The sequence below is a fragment of the Achromobacter sp. genome (genome assembly GCF_032102605.1).
In the GTDB taxonomy this organism is placed as follows: Bacteria; Pseudomonadota; Gammaproteobacteria; order Burkholderiales; family Burkholderiaceae_B; genus Achromobacter.
Genome location: NZ_DAMDGT010000022.1, coordinates 36,783 through 59,841 on the forward strand (window position 1 = coordinate 36,783; position 23,059 = coordinate 59,841).

Genomic DNA, 23,059 nt, shown 5'->3' on the forward strand with positions numbered 1-23,059 from the left:
TGGCGCGGCGGCCGCCAGGAAACACGTGTTCGCCGGGTAGTCCCGGTCGCTTTGCCGCGGTCCTGCCGTGCGCTCCCCGCTTCCCGCTGATTCCGGTGTTCACCGGGCGCCAGGCCGTAATATGCTCGCCCTGACGCCCGAACCCGGATTGACGAGGAGCCCGCATGCACGACCTGAATGACCTTTATTACTTCGTCGAGGTCGTCAAGCACGGCGGATTCGCCCCGGCGGGACGGGCGCTGGACATTCCGAAGTCGCGCCTGAGCCGTCGCATCGCCCTGCTCGAAGAGCGCCTGGGCGTGCGCCTGATCCAACGGTCCACGCGCACCTTCGCCGTGACCGAGTTGGGCCAGGACTACTACGACCAGTGCCTGGCGATGCTGGCAGGCGCAGAAGCCGCGCAAGACGTCATCGACCGGACGCACGCAGAGCCGCAAGGCACCATCCGCATCGCGGCCCCGCCCGCGCTGATCTACTACTTCCTGGGCGACGTCGTGGCGCGCTACATGGAAAAGTGCCCCAAGGTGAACGTCTACCTGAAGAGCTTCAGCCGTCCGGTCGACGTCCTGCGCGAAGGCTTCGACCTGGCCGTCCGGGTGCGTTTTGGCGCCATCGAAAGCAGCGACCTGGTCATGAAGCACCTGGGCATGAGCTGCCAGAGCCTCGTGGCCAGCCCGGGCTTGGCTCGCACCCTGTCCGATCCGGCCGACCTCCAGCAGATCGGCCGGCTACCCACGCTGGCGCTTGGGACGGAGCAGCGCGAATGCCAATGGCGCCTGATGGGCCCCGACAACGCGCGCCTGACCGTGCCATTCATGCCGCGACTGGTTACCGACGACATGCTGGCGCTGAAGCAGGCTGCGTTGCGCGGTGTTGGCGTCGTCGCCCTGCCCCTCTTGATGATCCGGCAGGAGCTGGACGCAGGCACCCTGGTCGCGGTCGGCGCGCCCTGGCAACCCGAACCCGGCAGCGTCCATGCCGTCTTCCCATCCCGCCGAGGCCTGTTGCCCGCCGTGCGGGAACTATTGGATTTCATGGGCGCGGAGTATCGTGAAAACGCCCGGCGCGAAGCCGAAACCCAGGCGCGTCACGGCATTCCCACCATCAAGTCCCCTGGCCTATCGTCCGATTTATAGAACTCTGAGATGCACTTTGGCAGTCTAGCGAACCAGTCGTCTTAAATTTAGGATTCTGTCTACGCAATCAGCGTTGCAAAAAATCCCCGCGTGAACCCTCGCGCAACCGACACCCCAGCCAAGGAATCAACCATGACCAAGCCCTACGTCAAGCTCGACAAGTCCCAAGCCGCCGTTCTGCTGGTGGATCACCAGGCAGGCCTGCTGTCGCTGGTGCGCGACTTCCAGCCGGACCAATTCAAGAACAACGTGCTGGCCCTGGCCGACCTGGCCGAATATTTCAAGCTGCCCACCATTTTGACGACCAGCTTTGAAGACGGCCCGAACGGTCCGCTGGTCAAGGAACTGAAAGACAAATTTCCCGAGGCTCCCTACATCGCCCGCCCCGGCAACATCAACGCCTGGGACAACGAAGATTTCGTCAAGGCGGTCAAGGCCACCGGCAAGAAGCAACTCATCATCGCCGGCGTCGTCACCGAGGTCTGCGTCGCCTTCCCCGCGCTGTCGGCCCTGGAAGAAGGCTTCGACGTGTTCGTGGTCACGGACGCTTCGGGCACCTTCAATGAAGTCACCCGCAACGCAGCATGGAGCCGCATGGAACAGGCTGGGGCGCAATTGATGTCCTGGTTCGGCGTGGCTTGCGAACTGCACCGCGACTGGCGCAACGACGTCGAAGGCCTGGGCAACCTGTTCTCCAACCACATCCCCGACTACCGCAACCTGATGGCGTCGTACTCGGCCTTCAAGGGCGCAAAGTAAGTCTCCGGCCCAGCCTTTCCGGGTGAAGACTCCTCGGAAGGCAAAAAAAAGCCCAGGCGGTTGCCTGGGCTTTTCTACGTCTATTTCCTGCTGGCGAAGGGGTAGGCCTGCTGCGCCAGGAATGTCCCCGGCATGTCGTTGTCCAGGATTCCGTAGTTTTGCGGCAGGCGGTTGCCCACCCCGCGCACGGCGGTGCCGAACAGGTAATCAATGAACGAGAAATGCGCCGCGTAGTTCTTGTCGATCGCCTCGGTGTCCGACGAGTGGTGCCAATGGTGGAAGTCGGGCGTCACGATGATGTAGCGCAGCCAGCCCCAGGGCAGCTTCACGTTGGAATGGATCAGCACGGCCTGGAATCCCACGATGATGATGTAGGCGTCCAGCACCGGCTTGGAAAAGCCCAGCACGAACAGTACGCCCAGCACCGCCACGCGGGTGATCAGCAGTTCGACGATGTGCAGGCGCGACCCCGCCAGCCAATCCAGGGTGCGCGTACTGTGATGCACGGCGTGGAAGCGCCACATGAACGGCACCTCGTGGTAGATGCGGTGTGCGGCATATTGCGCCAGGTCAGCCACCAGCACCGCCACGAACAGCTCCAGCAGATAGGGCATGGATTGGATGGCCTGCTGCAACGGCTCGTAGGCCGCCCACGAAAACAGGCGGTGGATGAAGAAGTTGATGCACAGCAGCACCGCGCCCACCGACAGGTGGTTGAACAGGAAGTGCTTCAGATCCACCTGCCATTCGCCCCGGAACACGGGCTGCCCGGGATACAGCGGCGTCAGTTTTTCAAAGATGATGAAGACGGTGCTGGACGCCAACAGGTCCAGGATGAACCAGTCCAGCCCCAGGTAGGGATGGTTGCCCGTGGCCGAGGGCGTCACCACAATCTGACTGCCGCCCGCGGCGACCGCGCAGCAAACCAGCACAAAGGCCGAAATATTCAGCCAGCGCTGGCGACCCAGCACGGTGTTGGCCAGCGCGATCGAGCCCGACACCAGCAGCGCGCTGAATAGCAGCGTACGCATGGCGTCCACTGAGTAGAACGCGCGCAATTCGGGCGTCGTCAGGTAGGCCGGGAAGTGGAATGCCAGCACGCCAAGAACGGCCAGGATCGCCAGAAACAGCGCGATTACGCCGCTCATCATTCCGGTGCCTGGATGAATCCGTCCATTCTGCTTGAATAGATCTAAGACGCGGCGATAGCTGGGCGTGCGCTGGTTCATTGCAGTTTCATGGCTGTTCACGGGAGCCGAGTGTATCGCCGGGGACGGAACCCCCTGTAATCAAACGTGAACGGCCGCGACAGAATGCCTCGTTCGCTGCCCGGCTTGCGCGTCATCAACGCCCGCGTTGTCTGCTTCCTGGCCCCCGGTTGACAAGGCCCTGGCGTTGGCGTGTCATGGGCCTGACGCTGATGAGGCGTCGTGCCAGGCGCATCGTCGGTCCCGTCAACCGGTTCCTCAAGAGGCCCTTATGTTCCCTGAATACCGTCAACTCATTACCCAGCTCAAGTCCGAGAATGCCCATTTTTCGGCCCTGTTCCAGCGGCATAACGACCTGGACCAGGAAATCAAGAACATGGAGGACGGCATCGTGCCGTCCTCGGGCACCAACATCGAAGTGCTGAAAAAAGAAAAACTGCACCTGAAGGACAAGCTATACGGCCTGCTGCGGGCGGCCGACCCGAACGGCAAGGGCAACGGCCACGCCAGCTAGCCTGACCAGGCGCGGGCTACATCAATTCCAGTCCCGCGCCTTTGACGACGGCCGCGTACTTCTTCATCTCTGAACGGAAATACGCCACCGTTTCCTCCGGCGGCATCAGGACTATGCGGTTGTTCTGAGCCGCCATCGCCTGCTTTACATCCGGCGAATTGAACGCGCGGCCCAGCGCGTCGTAGATTCGCTTCACATCGGCTGCGGGCAGCTTCGCCGGGCCGGCCGTGGCAAACCAGCCTCCGATCTCGTAGTCCGCCAATCCTTGTTCGCGCAAAGTGGGCAGGTCGGGCAGCGCCGCCATGCGCTCGGCGCCACAGGCGCCCAGGGCCTTGAGCGCGCCGCTCTTGACCTGCGGCAACACCGATGGCAGCGAGAGCACCCCGAAATCCACCTGTCCGCCAATCAGGTCGGCCATCATCGGCCCCACCCCTTTGTACGGGATGTGTCGCGCCTTCACGCCCGCCTGCTGGACGTACATCTCGGCGGCCAGATGCAGGATCGTTCCGTTGCCCGACGAGGCGTAGTTGAAGCGGCCTGGCTGGCCCTGCAAAAGCGCGGTCAATTCCTTGATGTTGTTCGCGGCAATCTTCTGCGGGTTGGCCACCAACAGGAACGGCGTCATGCCCACCATGCTGATCGGCGTGATGTCCGCCAGCGGGTCGAAGGGCAGGCTCTTGTAGACACTGGGAAAAATGACATGGTTGTTCGACAGCATGCTCAGCGTGTAGCCGTCGGGCGCCGACCGCACCAGGGCTGACGTGCCAACGATGCCGCCCGCCCCCGGCTGGTTTTCAACCACCACCGTATGTCCCAGCGCCGCCGACAACGCCGGCCCCGCAGCGCGTGTGATCGTGTCCACGCCCGATCCCACGCCCACCGGCAGGATGAACTTCACCGGACGGTCCGCCTGCGCCCACGTCAAGCCCGGCGCGCCTACCATCGCGGCGCCCAGCGCGCCAAGGACCTGGCGGCGGGTCCAGCGCCCGCCTCCTCGTTCATTGCTCATGTCTGTCTCCAAATGGTCTTTGTATCGGCCGACTTGCGCGGCCTTTTGTTATTGCATCTTCAGCACTTCCATCAACGCTCGCGGACGTGCGCGCCTTGCGCCAGTCCCCTCCGATCAGGCAGCGGCGCCCTGCTTGCGCATCGCGTCAATCTGTTCCGCGCCGTAACCCAACCCTTGCAGCAGTTCATCGGTGTCCGCCCCCAACACGGGGGGATGGCGACGCACGCCAAGCCGTTGCCCGTCCATCATCAGCGGAAACAGCGCCGCGCCCGCCGTCTGACCGGCGCGCTCGCCGTCCGGCAGCCGGATGTCGGCCAGGCCGCCGGTGGCGCGCAAGTGGGGATCGTCATACAGTTCCTCGGGCTTGACGATAGGCGCAAAGGGCAAGCCGATCCGTTCGAAGATGGCGGCAAGCTCGTGCGCACCGCGGTCGGCCAGGCGGCGGCGCAGATCCGGCAGCAAGTTGGGCCGAAGGCGAACGCGGTCGTTGTTCGTCGCCATCGCCGGATCGTTCCTCAGATCGTCAAAGCCGAAGGCGTCGCAAAAGGCAATCCATTGCGCATCGCTTACCGCGGCCAGGAAGATCTGTTCACCGTCCTTGACCGTGAACACGTCATAGAGCGCCCAGGCCGACACGCGTTCCGGCATCGGCGCCGACGGCTGGCCCGTGATCGCGTACTGCAGCATGTGCTGCCCGACCAGGAACACATTGTTCTCGAACAGCGCCGACTGCACCTCCTGCCCGCGTCCGGTGATGCCGCGCTGGATCAGCGCCGCCATCGCCCCGATGGCCCCGAACATTCCGCCCATGATGTCATTGACGCTGGTGCCCGCGCGCACCGGATCGCCGGGCCGCCCGGTCATGTACGCCAGCCCGCCCATCATCTGCACCACCTCGTCCAGCGCCGTGCGTAGCGCATAAGGCCCCGGCAGGAAGCCCTTGTGGCTGACGTAGATCAGGCGGGGATTCTCTTTGGACAGGGACGCGTAGTCCAGCCCGTACTTCGCCATCGTCCCGGGCCGGAAATTCTCTGCCACCACGTCGGCGCTGGCGGCCAGTTTGCGCGCGGCTTCGGCCCCCGCGGCGCTCTGGATGTCCAGCGCAATGCTCTTCTTGTTGCGGTTGAACATGGGGAAAAAGCCCGCTCCCACGCCCAGCAGATGACGCGTGCGATCGCCGAGCACCGGCTCGACCTTGATCACCTCGGCTCCCAGGTCGGCCAGCACCATCCCGCAGGTGGGGCCCATGACCATGTGCGTGAATTCCACCACGCGCAGCCCGGCCAGCGGCAAGGGATTCGTGGTCGGCGTAACGTCAGGTTCTGTTGTGTTCTGCATGGCGAAGCTCATGGAAGATGTAAAGGCACGCGCTCAGGCCGGCGTGGCGGCACGCGCACGAAATGTCTTGGGCAAGCCGGCGCGCCATAGCGCACCGTGCAAAGGCTGGTCCGGCAGCCAGCGGCCGGCGGCCTCGCGCAGGGCCAGCAGTTGCCGGATGTCGACGCCGGTGTCGATGCCCATGCTCTCCAGCATGAACACCAGGTCTTCCGTGCTGACGTTGCCGCTGGCGCCGGGCGCATGCGGGCACCCGCCAATGCCGGCCAGGCAGGCATCGAATCGCGCCACGCCGGTTTCCAGCGCCGCCAGCACATTGGCCAGGCCCAGCCCGCGCGTGTCGTGAAAATGCGCGCAGCACAGACGGTCGCCGGCGATGCGCCGCGCGGCCTCGAGCAAGCGGCGAACCGACGCCGGATCCGCGTAGCCCACGGTGTCAGCCAGGCTCACGCGATCAGCACCGGCGTCCAGCAGCGCCTGCATCAGGCCCAGCACGTCGTCCTGCCGGACCTCTCCCTGCAGCGTGCATCCAAATGCCGTCCCCACCCCGCCTTCGATCAGCATGGGCGACCCGGCGGCGTCGCGGGCCGCCCGCATCTGGGCGACCATCGCCACCACTTCCTGCGGCGTCTTGCGCAGATTGGCCAGACTGTGCGCGTGACTGGCCGACAATGGCACCAGCATCAAGTGCGCCCCGCTGGCAAGGGCCAGCTCGGCGCCTTTCAGGTTGGGCACCAGCACGGACACGGCCAGGTCAGGCAGTTGCACGGCGTGGGCGACCAGCTCGCCCGTGTCCGCCAACTGGGGCAGCAGCCGGGCGGGTACGAAGGAACCAACTTCGATCTCGCGCTGGCCCGCCGCATATGCCGCGTCTATCCAGTCGAGCTTGGTCTGGGTCGGCAGCACTACGGGGAGGCTTTGCAGCCCGTCGCGCAGCCCCACCTCGCGCACCGTGACGGCATTCGGGCGACAGGACGATTCATAAGTGGACATGTGACGTGACGGTAGAGACGGGACAGCGCCAGTTTTAGATATTCTCAAACCACCCACAAGCGCTATTTAGGAACGTCTAAAATTCCTGTTCGGAATATCTAAAGGCGACGTTCCATGCGCGACCTCGACATCACCACCTTGCGGCTATTCGTCTCCGTGTGCGATACCGGCAACATCGCCCGGGCCGGCCAACGTGCCAACATCGTCGGCTCGGCGATCAGCAAACGGCTCGCCCAGCTGGAAGACAACGTGGGCGCAAAACTGCTGACGCGCAAGCGTCGCGGCGTCGAACCCACCGCCGCCGGTGAAACGCTTCTGGAACACGCGCGCGCCATCCTTGCCAGCTCAGAACGCATCGAGCGTGACATGTCCGCTTATGCCAGCGGCGTGAAGGGGCAGGTGCGAATACTGGCCACGGCCTCGGTGTTGGCCGAGTCCCTGGCCGAGGACATTGCCGCGTTCCTGCAAGCCGCCCCCCATGCAAACATCCGGGTGGACATGGAGGAACGCGTCAGCGTTGAAGTGGTTCGCGGGGTGAAAGAGGGGATCGCCAGCCTGGGCATCTGCTGGGATGCGGCCGACTTCCAGGGACTCGCGCACCGCCCCTACCGAGGCGACCGCTTGGCCGTCGTCACCGCCCCCGGGCATCCGCTGGCCCGCCGCGACGCGGTCTGGTTCGAGGAAGCGCTCGAATACGAGCACGTCAACATGCCGGCTGCAGGCGCTGTGCTGAGGATGCTGCAGACGGCGGCGAGCCAGAGCGGGAAGCCCTTGCGGCACCGCGTGACAGTCAGCAATTTCGATTCTGCCTTTCGCGTGGTGCTGGCGGGGCTGGCGATCAGCGTCGCCCCCATCGAAGTGGCCACGCCTTACGCCATGGCGCACGGCCTGCGAGTGCTGCCGCTGGAGGACGCCTGGAGCCGCCGGCGATTTGCCATCTGCATGCGCAGCGAAACGGCGCTGCCCACCGCGGCGGCCTTGCTGTTGGAACATCTGGTGGGCGCGGGCGCCGCCAACGAAGGCGATGCGAGCCCGGGCCGCAATTAGCCAGGCTGAACTCGGATTAGGATATTTAGTTTCTCTAATCTGTTCCCTTTGGCTAGTCTGTGCGCCCGCCATCTTGAGTTTCAGGCATGACCACCGCCTTCATCCCCGGATTCCTTCTCAGCCTAGGCCTGATCGTGGCGATCGGCGCACAAAACGCCTTTGTGCTGCGCCAGGGTTTGCGCAAGGAGCATGTCTTCATGATTTGCCTGGCCTGCGCCTTTTCCGATGCCGTGCTTATTGCCGCCGGCGTGGCGGGCTTCGGCGTCGCCGTGGGCGCCCTGCCCTGGCTCGAGCCCGCCATGCGTTATGGCGGCGCGCTGTTTCTCTTCGTTTATGCCGCCCGCAGCCTGCACTCGGCGTTGCGCGCGCAGCATGAACACCTGGAGCCCTCATCCGGCCAGGCGCAGGACTGGCGCGCCGCGCTCGCCACCTGCCTGGCCCTCACCTGGCTGAATCCCCACGTGTATCTCGACACCGTGGTGCTGCTTGGGTCCATCTCCAGCCAGTACGAAGGACACAAGCTTGCCTTCGCGCTGGGCGCGAGCTTTGCCTCGTTCTCTTTTTTCTTCGCGCTGGGATATGGCGCCCGATTGCTGCGGCCAATATTTGCCAGCCCCGGCGCCTGGCGCGCCCTGGACGGCGGGGTGGGCATCGTGATGTTGGCCATCGGCGTAGGGCTTGTGACCTAGCCCTTCTTGTCCCTATGGCGGAGGCCTTTGCGGACCGCCCGCTGCTACGCTGACCTGCCACTCAGCTTCGGGATACCGGCCATGCGTACCCTCTTCGGCACAGCCGCGCTTGCCGCCTTGCTATGGAGCGGCGCGACGTGCGCCCAGTATGTCGTGCAGACCCAGGACATGAGCGGCAAATGGAGCGTGCCGAATCCCCAGTACGCAGGCGTGCCCGAACTGTTCCGGGCAAGCTCCGGCGCCAAGCGCGCCTGCCTGGACCGCGGGCCTCCCAGCAACCTCTACCGCGCCACCAAGGTCATCGACCTGCGCACCGGCGAAGAAGTGCTGCTCGTCGATTGCATCCCCATACGCAAAGCGCAGCGCGAAAGGTCCGAACAGATCCGGGCCAATGCGGCGAAGCCGGCGGCAGCGCCATGAAACGAACGAAACGGCCCCTGGCGTACCGCGCCTATCGGGCGGGTTTGCCGTCCCTTTCGCCGGCGGACGAATTCACGTAATCCTTGACCGTGCCGTCCTTGTTGTAGGTCACGGTCAGCGTGCGCTGGTCCTGCATGGCGCCGAACTCGCTGTTGTTGAAGTAGAACCAGCTGGCGGTCCGAAGACCTTGTGCATTGACGTGCTGCGTCCGCGGTGGACCGAAATCACGGACCATGTCGTCGAACGTGGTGGCGTTGATCTTAATGGCTTCCACCTTCGACTGGGTGACCATGTCGCCTGGCGTGGGGGCGGCGCAGCCGGCCACGATGGCGGCCATGAAAAGCAAAGACGATCTCATTCGGCTTCCCCGATCCTGTAGCCGCCGAGAGCGGCCGTTGTGGTTATGACTTTCGGAAGCCCATAAGAATACCCTGACCGCAAGCGACCAAGGGCACGGGGCCGGCAGGCACGGCGGCGGCGTCGCGGGCGTCATATTGCGGTCATCTACAATGCGCCCAGTTGCCGTGCGCGAAGAGGCGCCGGCCTGCAACACATAGGCAGCATGACGCGCGCGAAGAAATCAGCACCCCGAAAGAAAGCCCCGGCGGGCAGGAGCAAGGCCGCGGCCCCCGGCCGAATCTACCGCTTCCTGCGTACGTTCGCCCTCACCTCGCTGGCCAGTTTTGGCGCGGCCACGTATGCGCTGAATCCGCAATGGCGCGCCCAGTTCTCGCTTGACGACATCCTGGCGCGCCTGTCGTGGCCGACCGAAGAGAAATTCGCGCCGGCGGCCGTGCCCGCCGGAGGCCTGGCCCACACCCGGTTCGCCGAGTGTCCGCAGTTCTTCCCGCAAGCCCGCCCGCCGGTCGTCCCGGCCAGCCTGGCGCTGCGCGAGCTGTGTTTTTCCAACTTCGCCATCCTGCACAACGGCCAGACCAAGACACCGGTCTTCGTCGCGGAGCGCCTGAACCGGAAAGTGCTGACCGAGGCGCAGGGCATGCCGCGGTCCGACAAGTTCTACCCCGAGGCCCGCGTGCCGCGCGCCGAACGCGCCGAGCTGGTGGATTACCGCGGATCGGGCTATTCCCGCGGACACATGGCGCCAGCGGGCGACATGTCCACGCGTGAGGCCATGGCGCAGAGCTTTTCCCTGGCGAACATGGTTCCCCAGGACCAGACGCACAATGGCGGCCCGTGGAGCCAGATCGAGCAGGACACCCGCAAATACGTGATGCGCGCTTCGGGAGACGTGTACGTCTTCACGGGGCCCTACTACGGCGACAAACCCAAAGAGATCGGCTCGGGCGTCGCGGTGCCCAGCCACCTTTTCAAAGTGGTCTACGACGCGACGACCGGGCGGTCCTGGGTGCATTGGCAGGCCAACAGCGCCCAGACCCGCGCGGGCGCGCCCATCGGCTATGACGAGTTCGTACGGCGCACCGGCATGCGGCTGCTGCCCGACGCCGCGAACTGAAATCCGGGCAGCAGGAGCCGGTTCGCTACTTGGGGCGAGGTGATCGCAGGCCCTGGTCCACCGCGGGCCATTCGCCCGCACGCAGGCGCGGCAGGCATTGGACCATGGCCCGCGCGACATTGCGCACTTCTTCCTGGACCGCTTTGTCAGCGTCCAGGTCGGCATGACTGGTGGCGTAGGGCTCGTAATAGCCTATGTAGCGGTCCAGCCGGGACGACGCGCCGGCATCGACCATCCCCATCCATTCCAGCCAGTCGCTCAATGCGCGCCGTTGGCCCTCGATGCCGGCCACGTCGCCATGCACGACTACCCCATACGCGCGCCCTGCCAGGTGCTTCGGGTACGGCCATCCGTCCATTTCGAGTTGCTTGGCCTTCAACGGATCCTTGCCCGAGGTGGTGGTGGGATCCGGGTTGCCGCCGTCGGCGCATACCAGCCGGTCGATCATCAGCTTCAACGGGCTGGGGGACTGGTACCAGTAGGTAGGCGCAACCAGAATCACACCATGCGCCGCCACCCACTGCTCGTAGATGTCGTTCATCGCATCGTTGTCCTGGCCGAGCGAATGATTGGGATAGCAGCTACAGGGCCAATGGCAAAGCGGCATCGCCGTGGACACGCAGCCTTTGCAGGGATGGATCAGATATTGGTATTCGGAGCACAGCCGGCTCAGATCCAGCATGTCGGCCTGCACGCCGGCCCCTTCGATTTCGTCCCGCACGATCTGCGCAAGCCGCCAGCTCTTGGAAACCTCGCCCGGACAGGTGCCATCGTTGCGCGCCGCGCCGATAACCACCAGCACGCGTGAACGGGTATCAGCCTGGCGCTGGACGTGGGCCGCGCGCAACAAGCGGTCGTGCGTTTCCTTCCATTCCACCGACAGTTCGTAGCCGGGATCGGCATAGCCCGGCCCCGCTCTTTCGGTCAGGGGCGCCTTGCGTCCGTGCTCATACGCGTCCCAGGCGATGGCTTCGAGCCGCTCAAGCGCCTGGCTTTCGGCCTGGAATGCCGGATCGTAGAAGCGGCGCATGAAGCGCAAGCGGAAAGTATCGCGCGGCAGTGTGCCGGCGTATTGTCCTTTGCGGACATCTAGCGTGGGCTTGGTCATGGAATCCGCCTGGAGTATCGAACCACCGGATCAAGCAGCAATTGCCATGCCCGGCGGTCAGGCCAGCCGGCGAATTGCCAGCGTCGTGTTGTTGCCCCCCATCCCAAACGAGTTGCTCAATGCCAGGTTCAGCGATGGCAGCGAACGCGCCGTCGCCGGCACATAGTCCAGATCGCATTGGTCGTCGCCCGGTTCGAAAAACAGGGTTGGCGGAACGATGCCTCGGGAGACAGCCATCGCCGTGACGGCGGCCTCGATGGCGCCGGCCGCGCCGATCGCATGGCCGATCGCCCCCTTGATGCTGCTGACGGGTAGGTCGCGCGCGTGTGGCCCGAACACGCGTTTGATCGCAGCGGTCTCGATCCTGTCGCCTACCAGGGTGCCAGTCGCGTGCGCGTTGATATACCCCACGTCGCCCGGCGACAGACCGCCGTCCGCCAGGCAGCGCGACATCGCCAGGGCCTGGCCGTCCGAGTCCGGGCGCAATGGATGGGTGCCATCATTGCTGACGCCATACCCGCAGATCTCCGCGATGGGCACGGCATTGCGCGCCGCGGCATGTTCGGCGGACTCCAGCACCAGCATCGCCGCCCCTTCCGCCAGCGCAAACCCCGTGCGCCGCAGGCTGAAAGGCCGGCAGCTTCCCTCGTCACCGTCGGGCGGATCCGCGCACAACACGTGCAATTGATTCCAAGCCGCCATGATGATCGGAGTCAGCATGGCTTCCGTCCCGCCGGCAATCGCTACGTCCAGGTAGCCGTCCCGGATACGCCGGAATGCCTCGCCAATGGCCACGGCGCCGGCGGAACATGCGGTGGTGTAGGTCTGCGCCTCGGCCTGCGTCTTGAGCTGCTGCGCGATGTGCGCCGCGGGCGCATTTGGCATGGTCGCAGGCACGACCAGCACGGAACGTTTTGGCGTCACTCCGTGATAGGCCTCGACGGCCTCGCACAGCGTCAGGACGCCGCCAATGCCCGTTCCCACGAAAACGCCGCAGGCCGCCTTTTGCGTGTCGTCCAGCCCGGCATGCGCCAGCGCCTCGCCGGCCGCGTGGTGCGCCATCAGGGTGACGCGGTCCATCATGCGCACCTGTGCGGGATGCAGGCCTGCAGCCACATCGGCTCGCACATAGCCGACCTTCCGACCAATGCCACCGTCGGGATGCCAGTTCACACCGCATCGACCCGCGGACAGGGCGTCGAAGGTCTGCGCGGCCGTATCGCCCACCGCCGTCACCATGCCGATGGCGGTGATCACGACTTGCTTGCGTTGCGTCATGGCGCCGCTCCGGTCAGTCAGCGGGCGACGCAGGCGGCGTTGTCGCCGTCGATTTGGAGGGGGCCGCCATCGAAGGAACCGCGGCCGGCTGCGGGCCATTGCCGGCCGACCCCGCCCGCCGCTCGGCCGCCTGCGCCACGCGCGCGGCCACACTGCCCTCCGCGGGGCCTTCAGCCATGCGCGCGACAACCTTGTGCATGTAGACGATCAATGCGGACAGATCCGAAGGAAAAACGCTCGTGATCTCCTGCGCGCCGGTGGCGTGATCGGCGGGAAGCATTTCGTCGGTCGGGACATTGAACTGGGTCTCAACCTCGAGAAGGATTTCCAGGATGGCCAACGAGTCGAACTGCGTGATGACCGCCGAAAAGGGCTGGTCCTCGAGCAGTGGCGCGGGCTCGCATCGGCAGACGTCCGCAATGATGGCAGCGAGCTTTTCTCGCAAGATCGAATCGTCCGGCAGGACTGGTGTCGTCGGCTGGGTTTGCATGGTCGAGGCCCTCATAGACATTGATCCGTCAACGTCGCGCGGCGGTTTCACGCACAGAAATCCGCCGCAAGAAACAGCGTCCTGCGCCGTTGTGCAGGCGCAGGGGCTGACAGGTCGTTCCGCCGTTTCGCGCATGGGGCGAAATCATCAGGCGGCTCGGGAGCTGGCATTTCCAAATACCGGACACTCCCACTATATGACATAGGCGCCGATCCGGCGGACTGGTTTCGCGTCTGGTCGTCGCAACGGCGGGCAGCGCCTGATCGCAGCGGCCCGGCATCTTCAGCTGTAAGTGAGCGTCAAAGTCGCCTTGGCGCTGACCGCGCCAGCCGTTGGCGTGGCGGTTACCTGCTGGTAGCTGGCTCCCACCTGGTATGACCACGTGGCGGTCGGAACGGCCCCGACGGCGGTCCCCAGGTTTTTTTCGGCCAAGCCTAGCGTCGGCTGCCGAAAGCCACCGGTCTGCGTGTCGTAGACCCACAGCTTCACGCCGACCCCCTTGGCACCGGTGGTCGTGGTGTCCTGGTTGGCCAGCGTCGCGTCATAGCCGCTGACTGCGGTTCCCGAAATGGACATGGTGGGCGCCAGATAGCTGCCGCTGGAGCAACTGACCTGAAGCGTGGTCGACGTCATCGCCCCGGCTGCCCCGCTCTTCAGCGCGGAAAGCGTGGCGTCGGGCAATGTCAAGTTGAGCGCGGCCGGATTGGTCACGCTGCACGTCGGCACCGACAGGGTGACGATCCCGTACAGGCCGACGTGATAAAGCGCGGTGGGAAGCGTTACCCCCGCGCCCGTTACGGTCGTCGTGGCGAAGATCTCGTTCGTATTCAACCTGCCGGCAGATATCGGCTCGCCCGTTGCAACGACCTCGACGCGTGCTTTCGCGCCCGGCACGTAGCTGGAGTCAAACGGAAAAATCAACACACCGCTGGCGTAACTGTTGACGTGGCTGACTGGCGCCGTCACCGACCCGGAGGTGCTGGTGTAATAAAAGACGCGAAAGCCGATGCCTTTGTAGCTCGTCTTGTATATGTCCGTGCCGGGAATCAGTGCTTTTGAGCTGGCGAAGGTTTCGACGACGCCCGGGGGGCAGCCGTAAAGCGGCGCCGCCGTACCCTGCGCCCCCCCCGAAAGCGCCGGCAGCGCCGTTTCCACGGCGAACAACAGTTGCCCTTGCGTGGGCTGCGATGGCACGGCCAGCGAGCTTCTTCCCGCGCTCAGCACGTATTGATTTCCGCCGTAGGCTTGATAAAGCGTCCCGCTAGGGCCGCGGCCTCCGTTGTTGACGGAGCATCGGGTCGCCCGTGCGTCCAGCGGCCCCGCCACTGCGTCCTGCGCGCTGCCAATGGCGCCGATGGCCCAGAGCAAAGCCAGGCAAAGCCCCGCGCCAGCAGGCCCGACGCGCCCGAAAGCGCGGCGGGGTATATCTACATTATCTAGGCGCATGTGAGCTCCATGCTTGTCCCTTCGGCGTCGGAGCCCACCGTGGATGCATCTATTTCGAATGCGCAATGCTGCTCCAGCGCTCCGCCCCATTTAACTGTGAAGTGGTTCATTCCCTGCAGGCCGGTCAGCCAGGCGCGACCCACCGGCCCGACAATACCGCGCTGCTTGCCGTCCGGCTCGTAGATGGCCGCGCCGAATGGCAGCTCCGTGCCCGCGGCGTTCTTGAGGACCACAAGTACCGTGCGTCCCAGTTCGGTTTCGAACTTTGCGACGACGATCGCGCCGCGGGTGGGAACGACGGTTGCAACGTTCTGGCCCAACGTCGCGTTGGTATCGTCAAAATCGGGCTTCAATGAGATGCGATTTTCTCGATAAGGCGTGGCGGACGGGACCAATGCCCTGCCCGAACTGTTGGTTCGGACTCCCGGATAGGACTCCACCTCGACGCCCGCCGCGCCGGGCGCTTCGACGATGACCGCGGTCTCGCCGATGTTCTGCCCGAGCAGCACGCCCTTGCCGTCCATGACGACGGCACCGCTGAAGTCGATATTCGTATTGGACGCGCCGGCGTTGTAGCCGTGGCTAAGGTTCGCAAGGCCTACAGGCGAGGCGTAGCTCATCGACGCATAGCCTCGGCCACCGTTTCCTCCTGCAGGCGAGCCATGCGTCACCCCTCCCTGCACCGCGTAGGTCAGAGAGTAATCGTCGGTCAGCGCGCCGCTGAGGTTGACATCCTGGCTCACCCCCTGGCCTTGCGTGCGGGACATCGTGTAGCTCGCGTTGTGCGTACCGCCCAGCGGTATGCTCAGCGTCAGCATGGCGGTCGATTGCCGCTTCTGCCAGGGGCTGGTGTTGACGCCGTAATTGAGCGCATAGCCGACCGGCCCGATCGCGCTGGAAAATGAGAACTGCGCAAAGGTCGCATTGCGCGGCGCGTTCCGGTAAGCAATACCGTAATAGTTGAACGACAACGAGCTTGTCTTTCCGACCCGTTGGGACAGCCACAGCTGATATTCGTGCATCCGTTCGTAGCCCCGGTAGGTATCGTTCCGGCTGCGTTCGCGCACTGCGTCGTCCAGGCTTCGGTAGCCGTCGGAGTTGTATCGATATCCGGCCAGCGTCAGATCGGTGCCCAAGGACGGAAATGCCTTCGCGTACTGGATGCGCGCAGCGGCGCCCACCTGCTTCTTTCCCTGCGCGTCGCGCGAATGCGAAGTGGTCACGTCCGTTGATATGGCGCCCAGCTCCCGAAGGTTCAGGGCCAGCCCGGCTGCTCCCGCGTAGTAACCGCCTTGCGCGCCGGTCAGCCCGCCATACGCGGTCATGCCTAACGGCAGTCCATGCGCAAGCGTGAGCTGCGCCATCATGGGGCGCTCGTCCACATAAGACTGCCGATGCTGCCCCAGGGCGAAGCTGTAGTTCCAGGTTCCTTCACGCAGCATTGTCGGCAGGGCCGAGAATGGCTGATAGAACCGCGTCGTGCGGCCACCGAGTTCTTCGATGATCACTTCAAGGTCGCCGCCCCCAGGCGTCGAATAAAGATCGTCGATGACGAAGGGCCCCGCCGGCACGAACGTCGTGTAGATCGCGTAGCCATTCTGGCGCACCGTCACTTTGGCGTTCGAGGGGGCCACGCCTCGCACGACAGGCGCAAAGCCGCGTTGGCTGTCCGGCAGCATCCCTTCGTCGGATTGAAGGATGACGCCGCGAAAGCGCGTCGCATTGAATATGTTTCCGGGCGTCGAGCTATCGCCTGCGCGCAGCCACCCGCGCCAGGCCGCGATGTCACGCTCAGCGTAAAGATCGCTCCAGTCCCAGTTGGAACGTCCCGAACTTTCGTAGTAGCTGCCGTTTGCACGCAGGCGCCACGCCCCCAGGTTGAATCCATTCCGAAAGCTTGCAAATGTGTTGCTGGAATTGCTGCCGTGGCCGCTGGAGAATCGTGAGGCGTTATGCGACAGCCGGTAGGACGACCAGAATGCGGTCGTGCCGTGGTCCCAAAGATCGGGAGAAACGCTGCCGCGCGCCTTCCGGTCCAGCGCCGCCTGGGCGATGGACACTTCCAGGATGTTCTTGTCCTGGTCGTAGCGCGCCTCGGCTGAAGGCAGCGCTTTCAACGCCCCCGTGCAGCCGGCCGCGCCCGCCCCCTGCAACGCAGGGAAGGCATCGGTCTTCACGCCCATTTCTTTCAGCAGCGCAACAGGAAGACACGGCTGTGCATCCTCCATGCCTTCAACAGCGGCAAACTCTACGTCGCGCATGCCGAAAGCCTGCCGATTGAGCTGGATCATGACGGACTTGCGACCAGGCAAGGTCCGGTTTGAAAAGGCGAACACCGACAGATCGACGCCCCCCGCGCCGGACTTCTGATGCAAGAAGCTGCTGTCAAACATCGCGGCGTCCTGATCGGCCTCGGCCGCCTGGCCCACCGGGCAGGCAGCAAGAATCGCGACCGCCGACAAGCCGGCCGTCATCCGATTCAAAGCGGAGATCACTGCTGGCGCCCAGGTTGAGCGTCAGCCTTGTGCTGCACCGTGATATCTGCCCAGGTATCGACAACACCGTAGTCATTGACCACTTTTGCCGTTGCTTTCGTCGAGCCATTCGGGCACTTTGCCAGCGGCAGCAGCGTAGTGGCCAGGGGCTTGGCGACGACCGTGCGCCCGAACCCGTCAGCTTCCCCGGGGAAATCTATCCCCGAAAAGTTGACGGTGAAGACCGACGTGTTCTTGATGGCGAGCTGGCACGTGCTGCCGTCCTTGTGCCACGACCACTGCACCAGAGAGGCATCGCGCGGCATCTTCTGGATGGCTTCCGGCCGGTAGAACAGCTTGATGCGCGTACGCGTAGCCAGCGTCAGACTGTTCTCAGCGGCGCCTGCCTTCTTTTGCGGAATTTCCAGCACGTTCAGCCAGTAATAGCTTTCGCGGTCGGCAGGCATGCCGCCCCCTACGCGCGTAATGGTGAGGCTGCGCTCCGCATTGCCGTCGAACCGACTCAAGGGAGGGGTCACAAAAAAGGGAGTTTCCATTTCCTCGGACTCCCCATCGATCCAGGTCTGGACGACGAAGGGGTCGGTGCCGTGATTCTTGGCAAAGATGGACGCACTTTTGTCTTTCTCGTTGAAAACGACACGCGTGCTGGACAACTGCACAGCCGCATTCGCCGAACCGAAAGCCAGTGCACAAAGCGTGGCAACAGCGGGAAGAACGCACTTGACGAAAATATTCATGATGCTGACGCGCGGCTCGCTGCGGACGATCCGGCTTAAATCCAGTAGAGATTGAAAATTCGGCCGCCGCATCGGTGTCATGGCCGGACCATTCCGGGCTCAGGAGTAAGTCAGCGTGATCGTTGCCGTGGCATTGGCCGTGCCCGATCGAATTCCGGTCGCGCTTGGAGGTTTGATGTAGTAGCTGGTGAACAGGAACGTGTTCTTGATCGAATTCACGTTGAATGGGTAGGACTGACTTCCGTCCATGCGCACATTGACTCCCGATCCGTGTGTGGGGTCGTTCGTGCGCACCTGCACGCCAAAGCCGGTAGCGGCCCCCTCGCCAGCCGTCAATGCAAGAACGGTCGAGTCGCCGTATGCGGTCGTGCCGGTAAAGCGCAGACTGGCGGCCTGCAGAGTGGATATCTCGCAGTTTCCCAGGGTTACGGTGAAGTCCTGCCAGTACTGCTGAGAAGGAAGACTGGACGCGCTGAACTCGGAAATTGGCACATCGCCCATGGCGACCGAGTCCACGGATACGGTGCACGGAGTGCTGGTGATGCGCCCAGAGATGCTCAGCGTCGCCGTCTGCCCATGCGCCACGCAAGCCGACGAAAGCAGAACCGCAGCGATCGTCAGATTTCCAATATTTAAGTGCATAAACTCTTCCGCCACATGCGGGCCAGGCGCTTGCCCGGCCCGCTGTCATACTTGCCCGCGAATTACGAGTAGGTGACTTCGAACACCGCGCGCGCGTTGGCCGGACCGGCCGTGACGGAGGCGTCGGTCGCTTCGTAGTAAGCCTTGAAGTTGAAATTGTTGGTGCCGGCAGCCAGCGTGTAGCTGGTAGCGGCGCCACCAACGATCACGTCGACGTCGCGCTCGTCCACCAGGGCGACTGCGACACCCTGTGCGCCGGCGGCGTTTTCAAGACCAAGAAGGCGGCTGCTGACGACGCTGCCAGCGCCCGGGCGGAACGCGATGGAGGCCGTTTGCTGCGTGGAAATATCGCAGTTCAACAGCGAGATGGTGAACGGGACGGCGGGACTGCGATCGCCCACGGCGTTGAAGTTGTTGGTGGAGATGGTGCCCATGGAAACCACCATGTCGGCGCCCTGCTGACCGCCGCCGATGGAGCACGGCGAAGTGGTGATTTCCCCCTGGAAGGAGATGTTGCCGCTATCGGCCGACACAGCGCCCGCGAAGGCGGCAAAGCTGGTGGCGATCAGGGTGTTGAGAACGAGCTTTTTCATGATTGACAGACCTATCAGGTTAAGGAAAAAAACGATTAAGTTGGCGATTCAGCGCGCCAACCAAGTGCTTGCATCCGGGTCCGGCCGCAGGAGGCGCCGGCATTGATCCGACCCAGACGCGCAAGATGGCCCAACAGCCGGTTCGCGGGCCAGAAGACGCCACGGCGCACAATTCGGCCCAACAGGTGCTGCTGCTTGCTAACGCCCAGTTCGTACTTCAGGTCAGCGACCATCCACCGAACCACCACCGCAAGTTTTTTCGCTAGCTGCGGATGCCTCTGCATCAGCCGCAGGCATGGGATTGCCCATATCCGATAGCCCAGGTAGCTGGTCGACGTGAACCTGCGGGCACAATCAGTAGCGTCGTAGACCCAGTCCTGGAACGAAATCAGCTCTTGGCGGCGCAACTGGTTGCACACGATCTTCATTTCAAAATCGGCCCAAATTCCAAGCTTGCTCATACAAGTCACTCGACCAGTAAGGTCGCAGTCGGACGGCCTGCGTTTGCCGGCGCTCGATGCCTCGAACGCTTTGAATCGGTTAGGTATTTGAAGATCGCGTAGCCAAGCCACAGCAGCAACATGAACGGAACGCCGATGTGCAGCGTGGACACGAATTCATCGATCGCCAGCGTGGAACCCGCAATGGCGACCACGACCAGCGCCCCCGCTGTCGGCGCGATGGCGCCGATGCAGCGTTGTGTGCGGGACTTCAGATGCACTGTCTTGCTCCCCATCCGGTGGCGCGCGCTAGCCAGGAAAATGGCCAGCCATACGAATAGCAGCCCGGTCGTGGCGATGGCCGTCGCTGCAACGTAGGCTGCGCCCGCCTGCCAGGTGTTGAGCAGTAGAACAACTATGGACAGCGCTCCGGTCGCCATGACCGCACGCACCGGGCCGCGAGCCGTCGTGCGGCCAAGGCCCACCGGCGCCTGCCCAGCCCGCGCCATGCTGAACAACATTCGCGAAGCGCAGTAAATCTGGCTGTTGAGAACCGACAGAATGGTGACCAGCACCAGCACGCGAAACAGCGTGTTCGGCCAGGGAAGGCCAGCCAAACCGAGCAAGGTTCCGAAGGGCGGCTGCGACAACGACGCCGCGCCGCTTTGAACCAATGCCGAGGCAGATGCCGCTGCCGCTAGCGCCAGGCCCACGACGGCCAGCGTGGTGACGCGCAACCTGCACCGCAGCCCGTCAGCGCTTATTTTGGTTTCGGCGGCCACAATGGCCAGCGACTCGATGCCGACAAAGCCCAGCGTTGCAAGCATGAACGCCTGCCAGATATTGACGAACGGCACCTCTGCCAAACTGGACGCGAAGCCGACGGATGACTGCGACTGGACGGAGAAACCCTGCGCGGCGTGATATACCGCCAGCGCGATGAGGGCAATCAGGGACAGTATCTTGAACGCCGAGAGCGCGACCTCGCAATGCGCAAATGTTCTTGCCCCGCCCAGGTTCACCAGCACCAGGCCGGCAAGCAGAACCGAAAGCACGGCCGCCGTGTTGGCGTGCGGGAGCCAGGCCGCCAGGACGGGCGTCAGCAGCGAGACCTCGGTTCCGATGATCAACACCAAGGAAGCCAGGTATGCCGCGCGCACCAGAAACCCTGTAGCGGGGCCAAGGTGGCATTCCGCGTAGGACCCAAAGGCGCCGGGCGTTGCGCGTTGGGCGACCATGCTGCCCAGGCAAACCATCAGCAGCAACGCCACGAGGCCTGCGGCCATATAGGCGGGAACCGCCGCGGAACCAGCCACCAGCAGGGGAAACGCGCTGCCCGACACAAGGCCATAGCTGATGACTGTGCCAAACGCGACCATGGACATTTGCCGTCCGGTCAGGACGACGGGCAAAGCCGACTCTCGATTCACGATGTAATTCAGGGCATTCATGACGGGGTACCATTCCCAGATGTCGAGGGGTACACCGCATGCAGCGCCAAACCTCATTGAGGCGAGACTGTAGACGTCGGGTCAGAGCGCGTATGTAGAAAAATTATGAAAGGCGCACGGCGATGCCTCCTACGTCGGATCGGTAGGAGAAACGCAAGAGCAAGACGGCGCGGAGGGGACGGATGAACGCACACTGGTGCACGTGTGGTCCAGCTTCACCCGACCGGCCAAACCGCAATGACAATGGCGGTTTTGATGTCGCAGGATTGATCAACGCGCACAAAAAATCTATCAGTCTGGTTTGATGCTTTCGGCGCGTGGGGGCAAAGCGCTCTGCCTAATGGGCTAGCAAGCAAGCATCGCTTCAAGCAGTCATCTATTGAGTATTCGCTTCAACTCTTCGAAAAAAGAAGCAACTGTATGACCCCATAGGGCAGGATCAAAAGATCCCCAACGCTCTGCGAACGCGGCTTCAGCCCCGACATTGTGGTCGACAATAAACTTATCCATCTCGCTGCATGCTCGTTGAATTCGTTCCGTGCCCACAACGCGCTTATAGCAGAGTGCAATTTCCTCGATCGTTTCACCGAAGATTTCAAAGTCCTCGATGAAATAGGCGCCAATGAACTGCTCAAGTTCTGGATACTGATGCTCGTTCGATTCCATCACACGCCCAGGTACGCGGTAAGAAGGTAGTAAGGCATATCGTTGAACGGTTCTTTCTTCAGCAAAATAATCACCTGTTGTCCTTTGACCAAGTCGGATGCTCCACGGACCAAAACGACACCCACATCATCCGCCGTCAAAGCAGTTAGACGCAACACATCACTTGCCGGTGCTGATTGCGCCCAGTTGAGTATGTCCTCAGCACGATTGCGCATCACTGCATTTATGGCGTGCTCGGCATCCTGAATCGAATGAAAGGTCGAAGCCGCTGGAAGGTTAGGCTGTTTTTTCAACCTCGCTTCAAGATACGCCCTCGGCTTCCCAACATGCTTGGCGATGGTGTGCCCTCCAAGTCCGCCGTGCACTGTAGCCTCGTGCCTGGACAAAGAAAGTCGGCCAGCGGCAATACTCGTAACACGGGCAGCTTTTATTGCACCCGCGAATCCGACTGGCACGGCAAGCTCGACAGACATGCCCAGCGTCCTGCCAGATCCAGGCCCCGCGCCGAGCCGGGTTGAAAGCTCGGTAAGCCCCCTCTCCGTCAATGATCGAATCTGCTGCCCGGTCCAGACCTCATGCAGACCTGATGAAGCTGTGTCTATGCCGTGGCCACCCAAGACCACGCACCCGATCTTTGTCGCACCCGTTGGTTCCGGCACAGCGCATAACGCGGCGCCACCAACCATTTCGGCCACGCCGCCCGCTAGTGTTAGAGCGCCCCACAAGCGATTCGAGAGGGTCGCCTCGCTGTTAACCGACTCGCCTTGCAGTATTGCCGCCAACTGCACGGGCGTGAGCACAATACTGAAGCCTGATCCTTCGTCCATTCGTTCGCCCCAGTTGTTGATAGATGGGGACGAAGGTCTCAAAAGGCCTGACAGGTGTCGATCAGCTTTGTCTGATGCTCTCGATCAATTTCACGTGTTCCTGCGCGGCCGCATATGGCGGCAGAAGGAAAAACAATTGCGTCGTGGCAGAACCTGTATCAGGCCAATTTGTGCGCATCTGCCGTAGTCGTGTGCGCGGGATCGGAGGATCCACGCCTACTCCTTTGGCCGTCGGTAGACTTCACTCGGTAATCCCCCCGTAAAAGCGTTGGATCCAGAAGTAGAATTTTCTGTTGAGGAGT

General features: G+C 63.3%; 24 protein-coding genes. 7 read left to right on the forward strand and 17 right to left on the reverse strand.

Annotated features, from left to right (window positions below; translation table 11 throughout):
• The first annotated feature begins 164 nt into the window (after positions 1-164).
• The gene (locus RT614_RS27880) at positions 165-1,136 is read left to right on the forward strand and encodes a LysR substrate-binding domain-containing protein (RefSeq protein WP_313625686.1); all 972 of its coding nucleotides are present in this window, start codon (positions 165-167) and stop codon (positions 1,134-1,136) included.
• 132 nt (positions 1,137-1,268) lie between these two features.
• The gene (gene ycaC / locus RT614_RS27885) at positions 1,269-1,895 is read left to right on the forward strand and encodes an isochorismate family cysteine hydrolase YcaC (protein ID WP_313625687.1); all 627 of its coding nucleotides are present in this window, start codon (positions 1,269-1,271) and stop codon (positions 1,893-1,895) included.
• Between the two features lie 80 nt (positions 1,896-1,975).
• Here ycaC and RT614_RS27890 read toward each other — a convergent pair whose 3' ends face one another.
• Complete coding sequence (locus RT614_RS27890; protein WP_313625688.1) at positions 1,976-3,124, reverse strand: sterol desaturase family protein; 1,149 nt, start codon at positions 3,122-3,124, stop codon at positions 1,976-1,978.
• Between the two features lie 250 nt (positions 3,125-3,374).
• Here RT614_RS27890 and RT614_RS27895 point away from each other — a divergent pair, with 250 nt between their 5' ends.
• Positions 3,375-3,617 carry a YdcH family protein gene (locus RT614_RS27895; RefSeq protein ID WP_313625690.1) on the forward strand — a complete coding sequence of 81 codons (243 nt, stop codon included), beginning with the start codon at positions 3,375-3,377 and terminating at the stop codon, positions 3,615-3,617.
• A 16-nt stretch (positions 3,618-3,633) separates the two neighbouring features.
• Here RT614_RS27895 and RT614_RS27900 read toward each other — a convergent pair whose 3' ends face one another.
• The 3 genes from RT614_RS27900 to RT614_RS27910 all read right to left on the reverse strand — a co-directional run bounded on the left by RT614_RS27900 (position 3,634) and on the right by RT614_RS27910 (position 6,954).
• On the reverse strand, positions 3,634-4,626 hold the full coding sequence (locus tag RT614_RS27900; RefSeq protein WP_313625692.1) for a tripartite tricarboxylate transporter substrate binding protein: 993 nt from the start codon (positions 4,624-4,626) through the stop codon (positions 3,634-3,636).
• Positions 4,627-4,740: 114 nt separating this feature from the next.
• Entirely contained in the window at positions 4,741-5,964 is a 1,224-nt protein-coding gene (locus RT614_RS27905; RefSeq protein WP_313625694.1) for a CaiB/BaiF CoA-transferase family protein, read from the reverse strand.
• Positions 5,965-5,997: 33 nt separating this feature from the next.
• Complete coding sequence (locus RT614_RS27910) at positions 5,998-6,954, reverse strand: hydroxymethylglutaryl-CoA lyase (RefSeq protein WP_313625696.1); 957 nt, start codon at positions 6,952-6,954, stop codon at positions 5,998-6,000.
• Between the two features lie 114 nt (positions 6,955-7,068).
• On the opposite strand from RT614_RS27910, the gene RT614_RS27915 reads away from it, so the two are divergent.
• The 3 genes from RT614_RS27915 to RT614_RS27925 all read left to right on the forward strand — a co-directional run bounded on the left by RT614_RS27915 (position 7,069) and on the right by RT614_RS27925 (position 9,110).
• Positions 7,069-8,001 (forward strand): LysR family transcriptional regulator, encoded by a 933-nt coding sequence (locus RT614_RS27915; protein ID WP_313625698.1) that lies wholly within the window; start codon positions 7,069-7,071, stop codon positions 7,999-8,001.
• Between the two features lie 86 nt (positions 8,002-8,087).
• Complete coding sequence (locus RT614_RS27920; RefSeq protein ID WP_313625700.1) at positions 8,088-8,690, forward strand: LysE/ArgO family amino acid transporter; 603 nt, start codon at positions 8,088-8,090, stop codon at positions 8,688-8,690.
• Between the two features lie 81 nt (positions 8,691-8,771).
• Complete coding sequence (locus RT614_RS27925) at positions 8,772-9,110, forward strand: hypothetical protein (RefSeq protein WP_313625702.1); 339 nt, start codon at positions 8,772-8,774, stop codon at positions 9,108-9,110.
• A 31-nt stretch (positions 9,111-9,141) separates the two neighbouring features.
• On the opposite strand, the gene RT614_RS27930 is transcribed toward RT614_RS27925, so the two are convergent.
• Positions 9,142-9,468: a hypothetical protein gene (locus RT614_RS27930; RefSeq protein WP_313625704.1), complete on the reverse strand. Its 327-nt coding sequence runs from the start codon at positions 9,466-9,468 to the stop codon at positions 9,142-9,144.
• Between the two features lie 204 nt (positions 9,469-9,672).
• Between RT614_RS27930 and RT614_RS27935 the strand changes: the two genes are divergently transcribed.
• Positions 9,673-10,584, forward strand: a complete 912-nt coding sequence (locus tag RT614_RS27935) for a DNA/RNA non-specific endonuclease (protein ID WP_313625706.1) — start codon at positions 9,673-9,675, stop codon at positions 10,582-10,584.
• Positions 10,585-10,609: 25 nt separating this feature from the next.
• Here the strand turns inward: RT614_RS27935 and RT614_RS27940 are convergent, their stop codons facing one another.
• The 12 genes from RT614_RS27940 to RT614_RS27995 all read right to left on the reverse strand — a co-directional run bounded on the left by RT614_RS27940 (position 10,610) and on the right by RT614_RS27995 (position 22,757).
• Positions 10,610-11,692 (reverse strand): flavodoxin family protein, encoded by a 1,083-nt coding sequence (locus RT614_RS27940; RefSeq protein ID WP_313625708.1) that lies wholly within the window; start codon positions 11,690-11,692, stop codon positions 10,610-10,612.
• Positions 11,693-11,749: 57 nt separating this feature from the next.
• A complete protein-coding gene (locus tag RT614_RS27945) occupies positions 11,750-12,970 on the reverse strand; it encodes a beta-ketoacyl-[acyl-carrier-protein] synthase family protein (RefSeq protein WP_313625710.1) in 1,221 nt (406 codons plus the stop codon).
• A 13-nt stretch (positions 12,971-12,983) separates the two neighbouring features.
• A complete protein-coding gene (locus RT614_RS27950) occupies positions 12,984-13,460 on the reverse strand; it encodes an acyl carrier protein (RefSeq protein WP_313625711.1) in 477 nt (158 codons plus the stop codon).
• Positions 13,461-13,742: 282 nt separating this feature from the next.
• On the reverse strand, positions 13,743-14,906 hold the full coding sequence (locus RT614_RS27955; protein ID WP_313625713.1) for a fimbrial protein: 1,164 nt from the start codon (positions 14,904-14,906) through the stop codon (positions 13,743-13,745).
• On the reverse strand, positions 14,897-17,401 hold the full coding sequence (locus tag RT614_RS27960) for a fimbria/pilus outer membrane usher protein (RefSeq protein WP_313625715.1): 2,505 nt from the start codon (positions 17,399-17,401) through the stop codon (positions 14,897-14,899). The genes RT614_RS27955 and RT614_RS27960 overlap by 10 nt, the downstream gene beginning before the upstream one ends.
• On the reverse strand, positions 17,398-18,219 hold the full coding sequence (locus tag RT614_RS27965) for a molecular chaperone (protein ID WP_313625716.1): 822 nt from the start codon (positions 18,217-18,219) through the stop codon (positions 17,398-17,400). Before RT614_RS27965 ends, RT614_RS27960 begins: the two co-directional genes overlap by 4 nt.
• Positions 18,220-18,237: 18 nt before the next feature.
• Positions 18,238-18,780: a fimbrial protein gene (locus RT614_RS27970; protein WP_313625717.1), complete on the reverse strand. Its 543-nt coding sequence runs from the start codon at positions 18,778-18,780 to the stop codon at positions 18,238-18,240.
• Between the two features lie 62 nt (positions 18,781-18,842).
• Positions 18,843-19,373, reverse strand: a complete 531-nt coding sequence (locus RT614_RS27975; RefSeq protein ID WP_313625719.1) for a fimbrial protein — start codon at positions 19,371-19,373, stop codon at positions 18,843-18,845.
• A 35-nt stretch (positions 19,374-19,408) separates the two neighbouring features.
• Complete coding sequence (locus tag RT614_RS27980; RefSeq protein WP_313625721.1) at positions 19,409-19,834, reverse strand: hypothetical protein; 426 nt, start codon at positions 19,832-19,834, stop codon at positions 19,409-19,411.
• 5 nt (positions 19,835-19,839) lie between these two features.
• A complete protein-coding gene (locus RT614_RS27985) occupies positions 19,840-21,225 on the reverse strand; it encodes an amino acid permease (protein ID WP_313625722.1) in 1,386 nt (461 codons plus the stop codon).
• A 411-nt stretch (positions 21,226-21,636) separates the two neighbouring features.
• On the reverse strand, positions 21,637-21,930 hold the full coding sequence (locus RT614_RS27990) for a contact-dependent growth inhibition system immunity protein (protein WP_313625723.1): 294 nt from the start codon (positions 21,928-21,930) through the stop codon (positions 21,637-21,639).
• Positions 21,930-22,757, reverse strand: a complete 828-nt coding sequence (locus tag RT614_RS27995) for an RNase A-like domain-containing protein (protein WP_313625724.1) — start codon at positions 22,755-22,757, stop codon at positions 21,930-21,932. The genes RT614_RS27990 and RT614_RS27995 overlap by 1 nt, the downstream gene beginning before the upstream one ends.
• Positions 22,758-23,059: the final 302 nt, after the last annotated feature.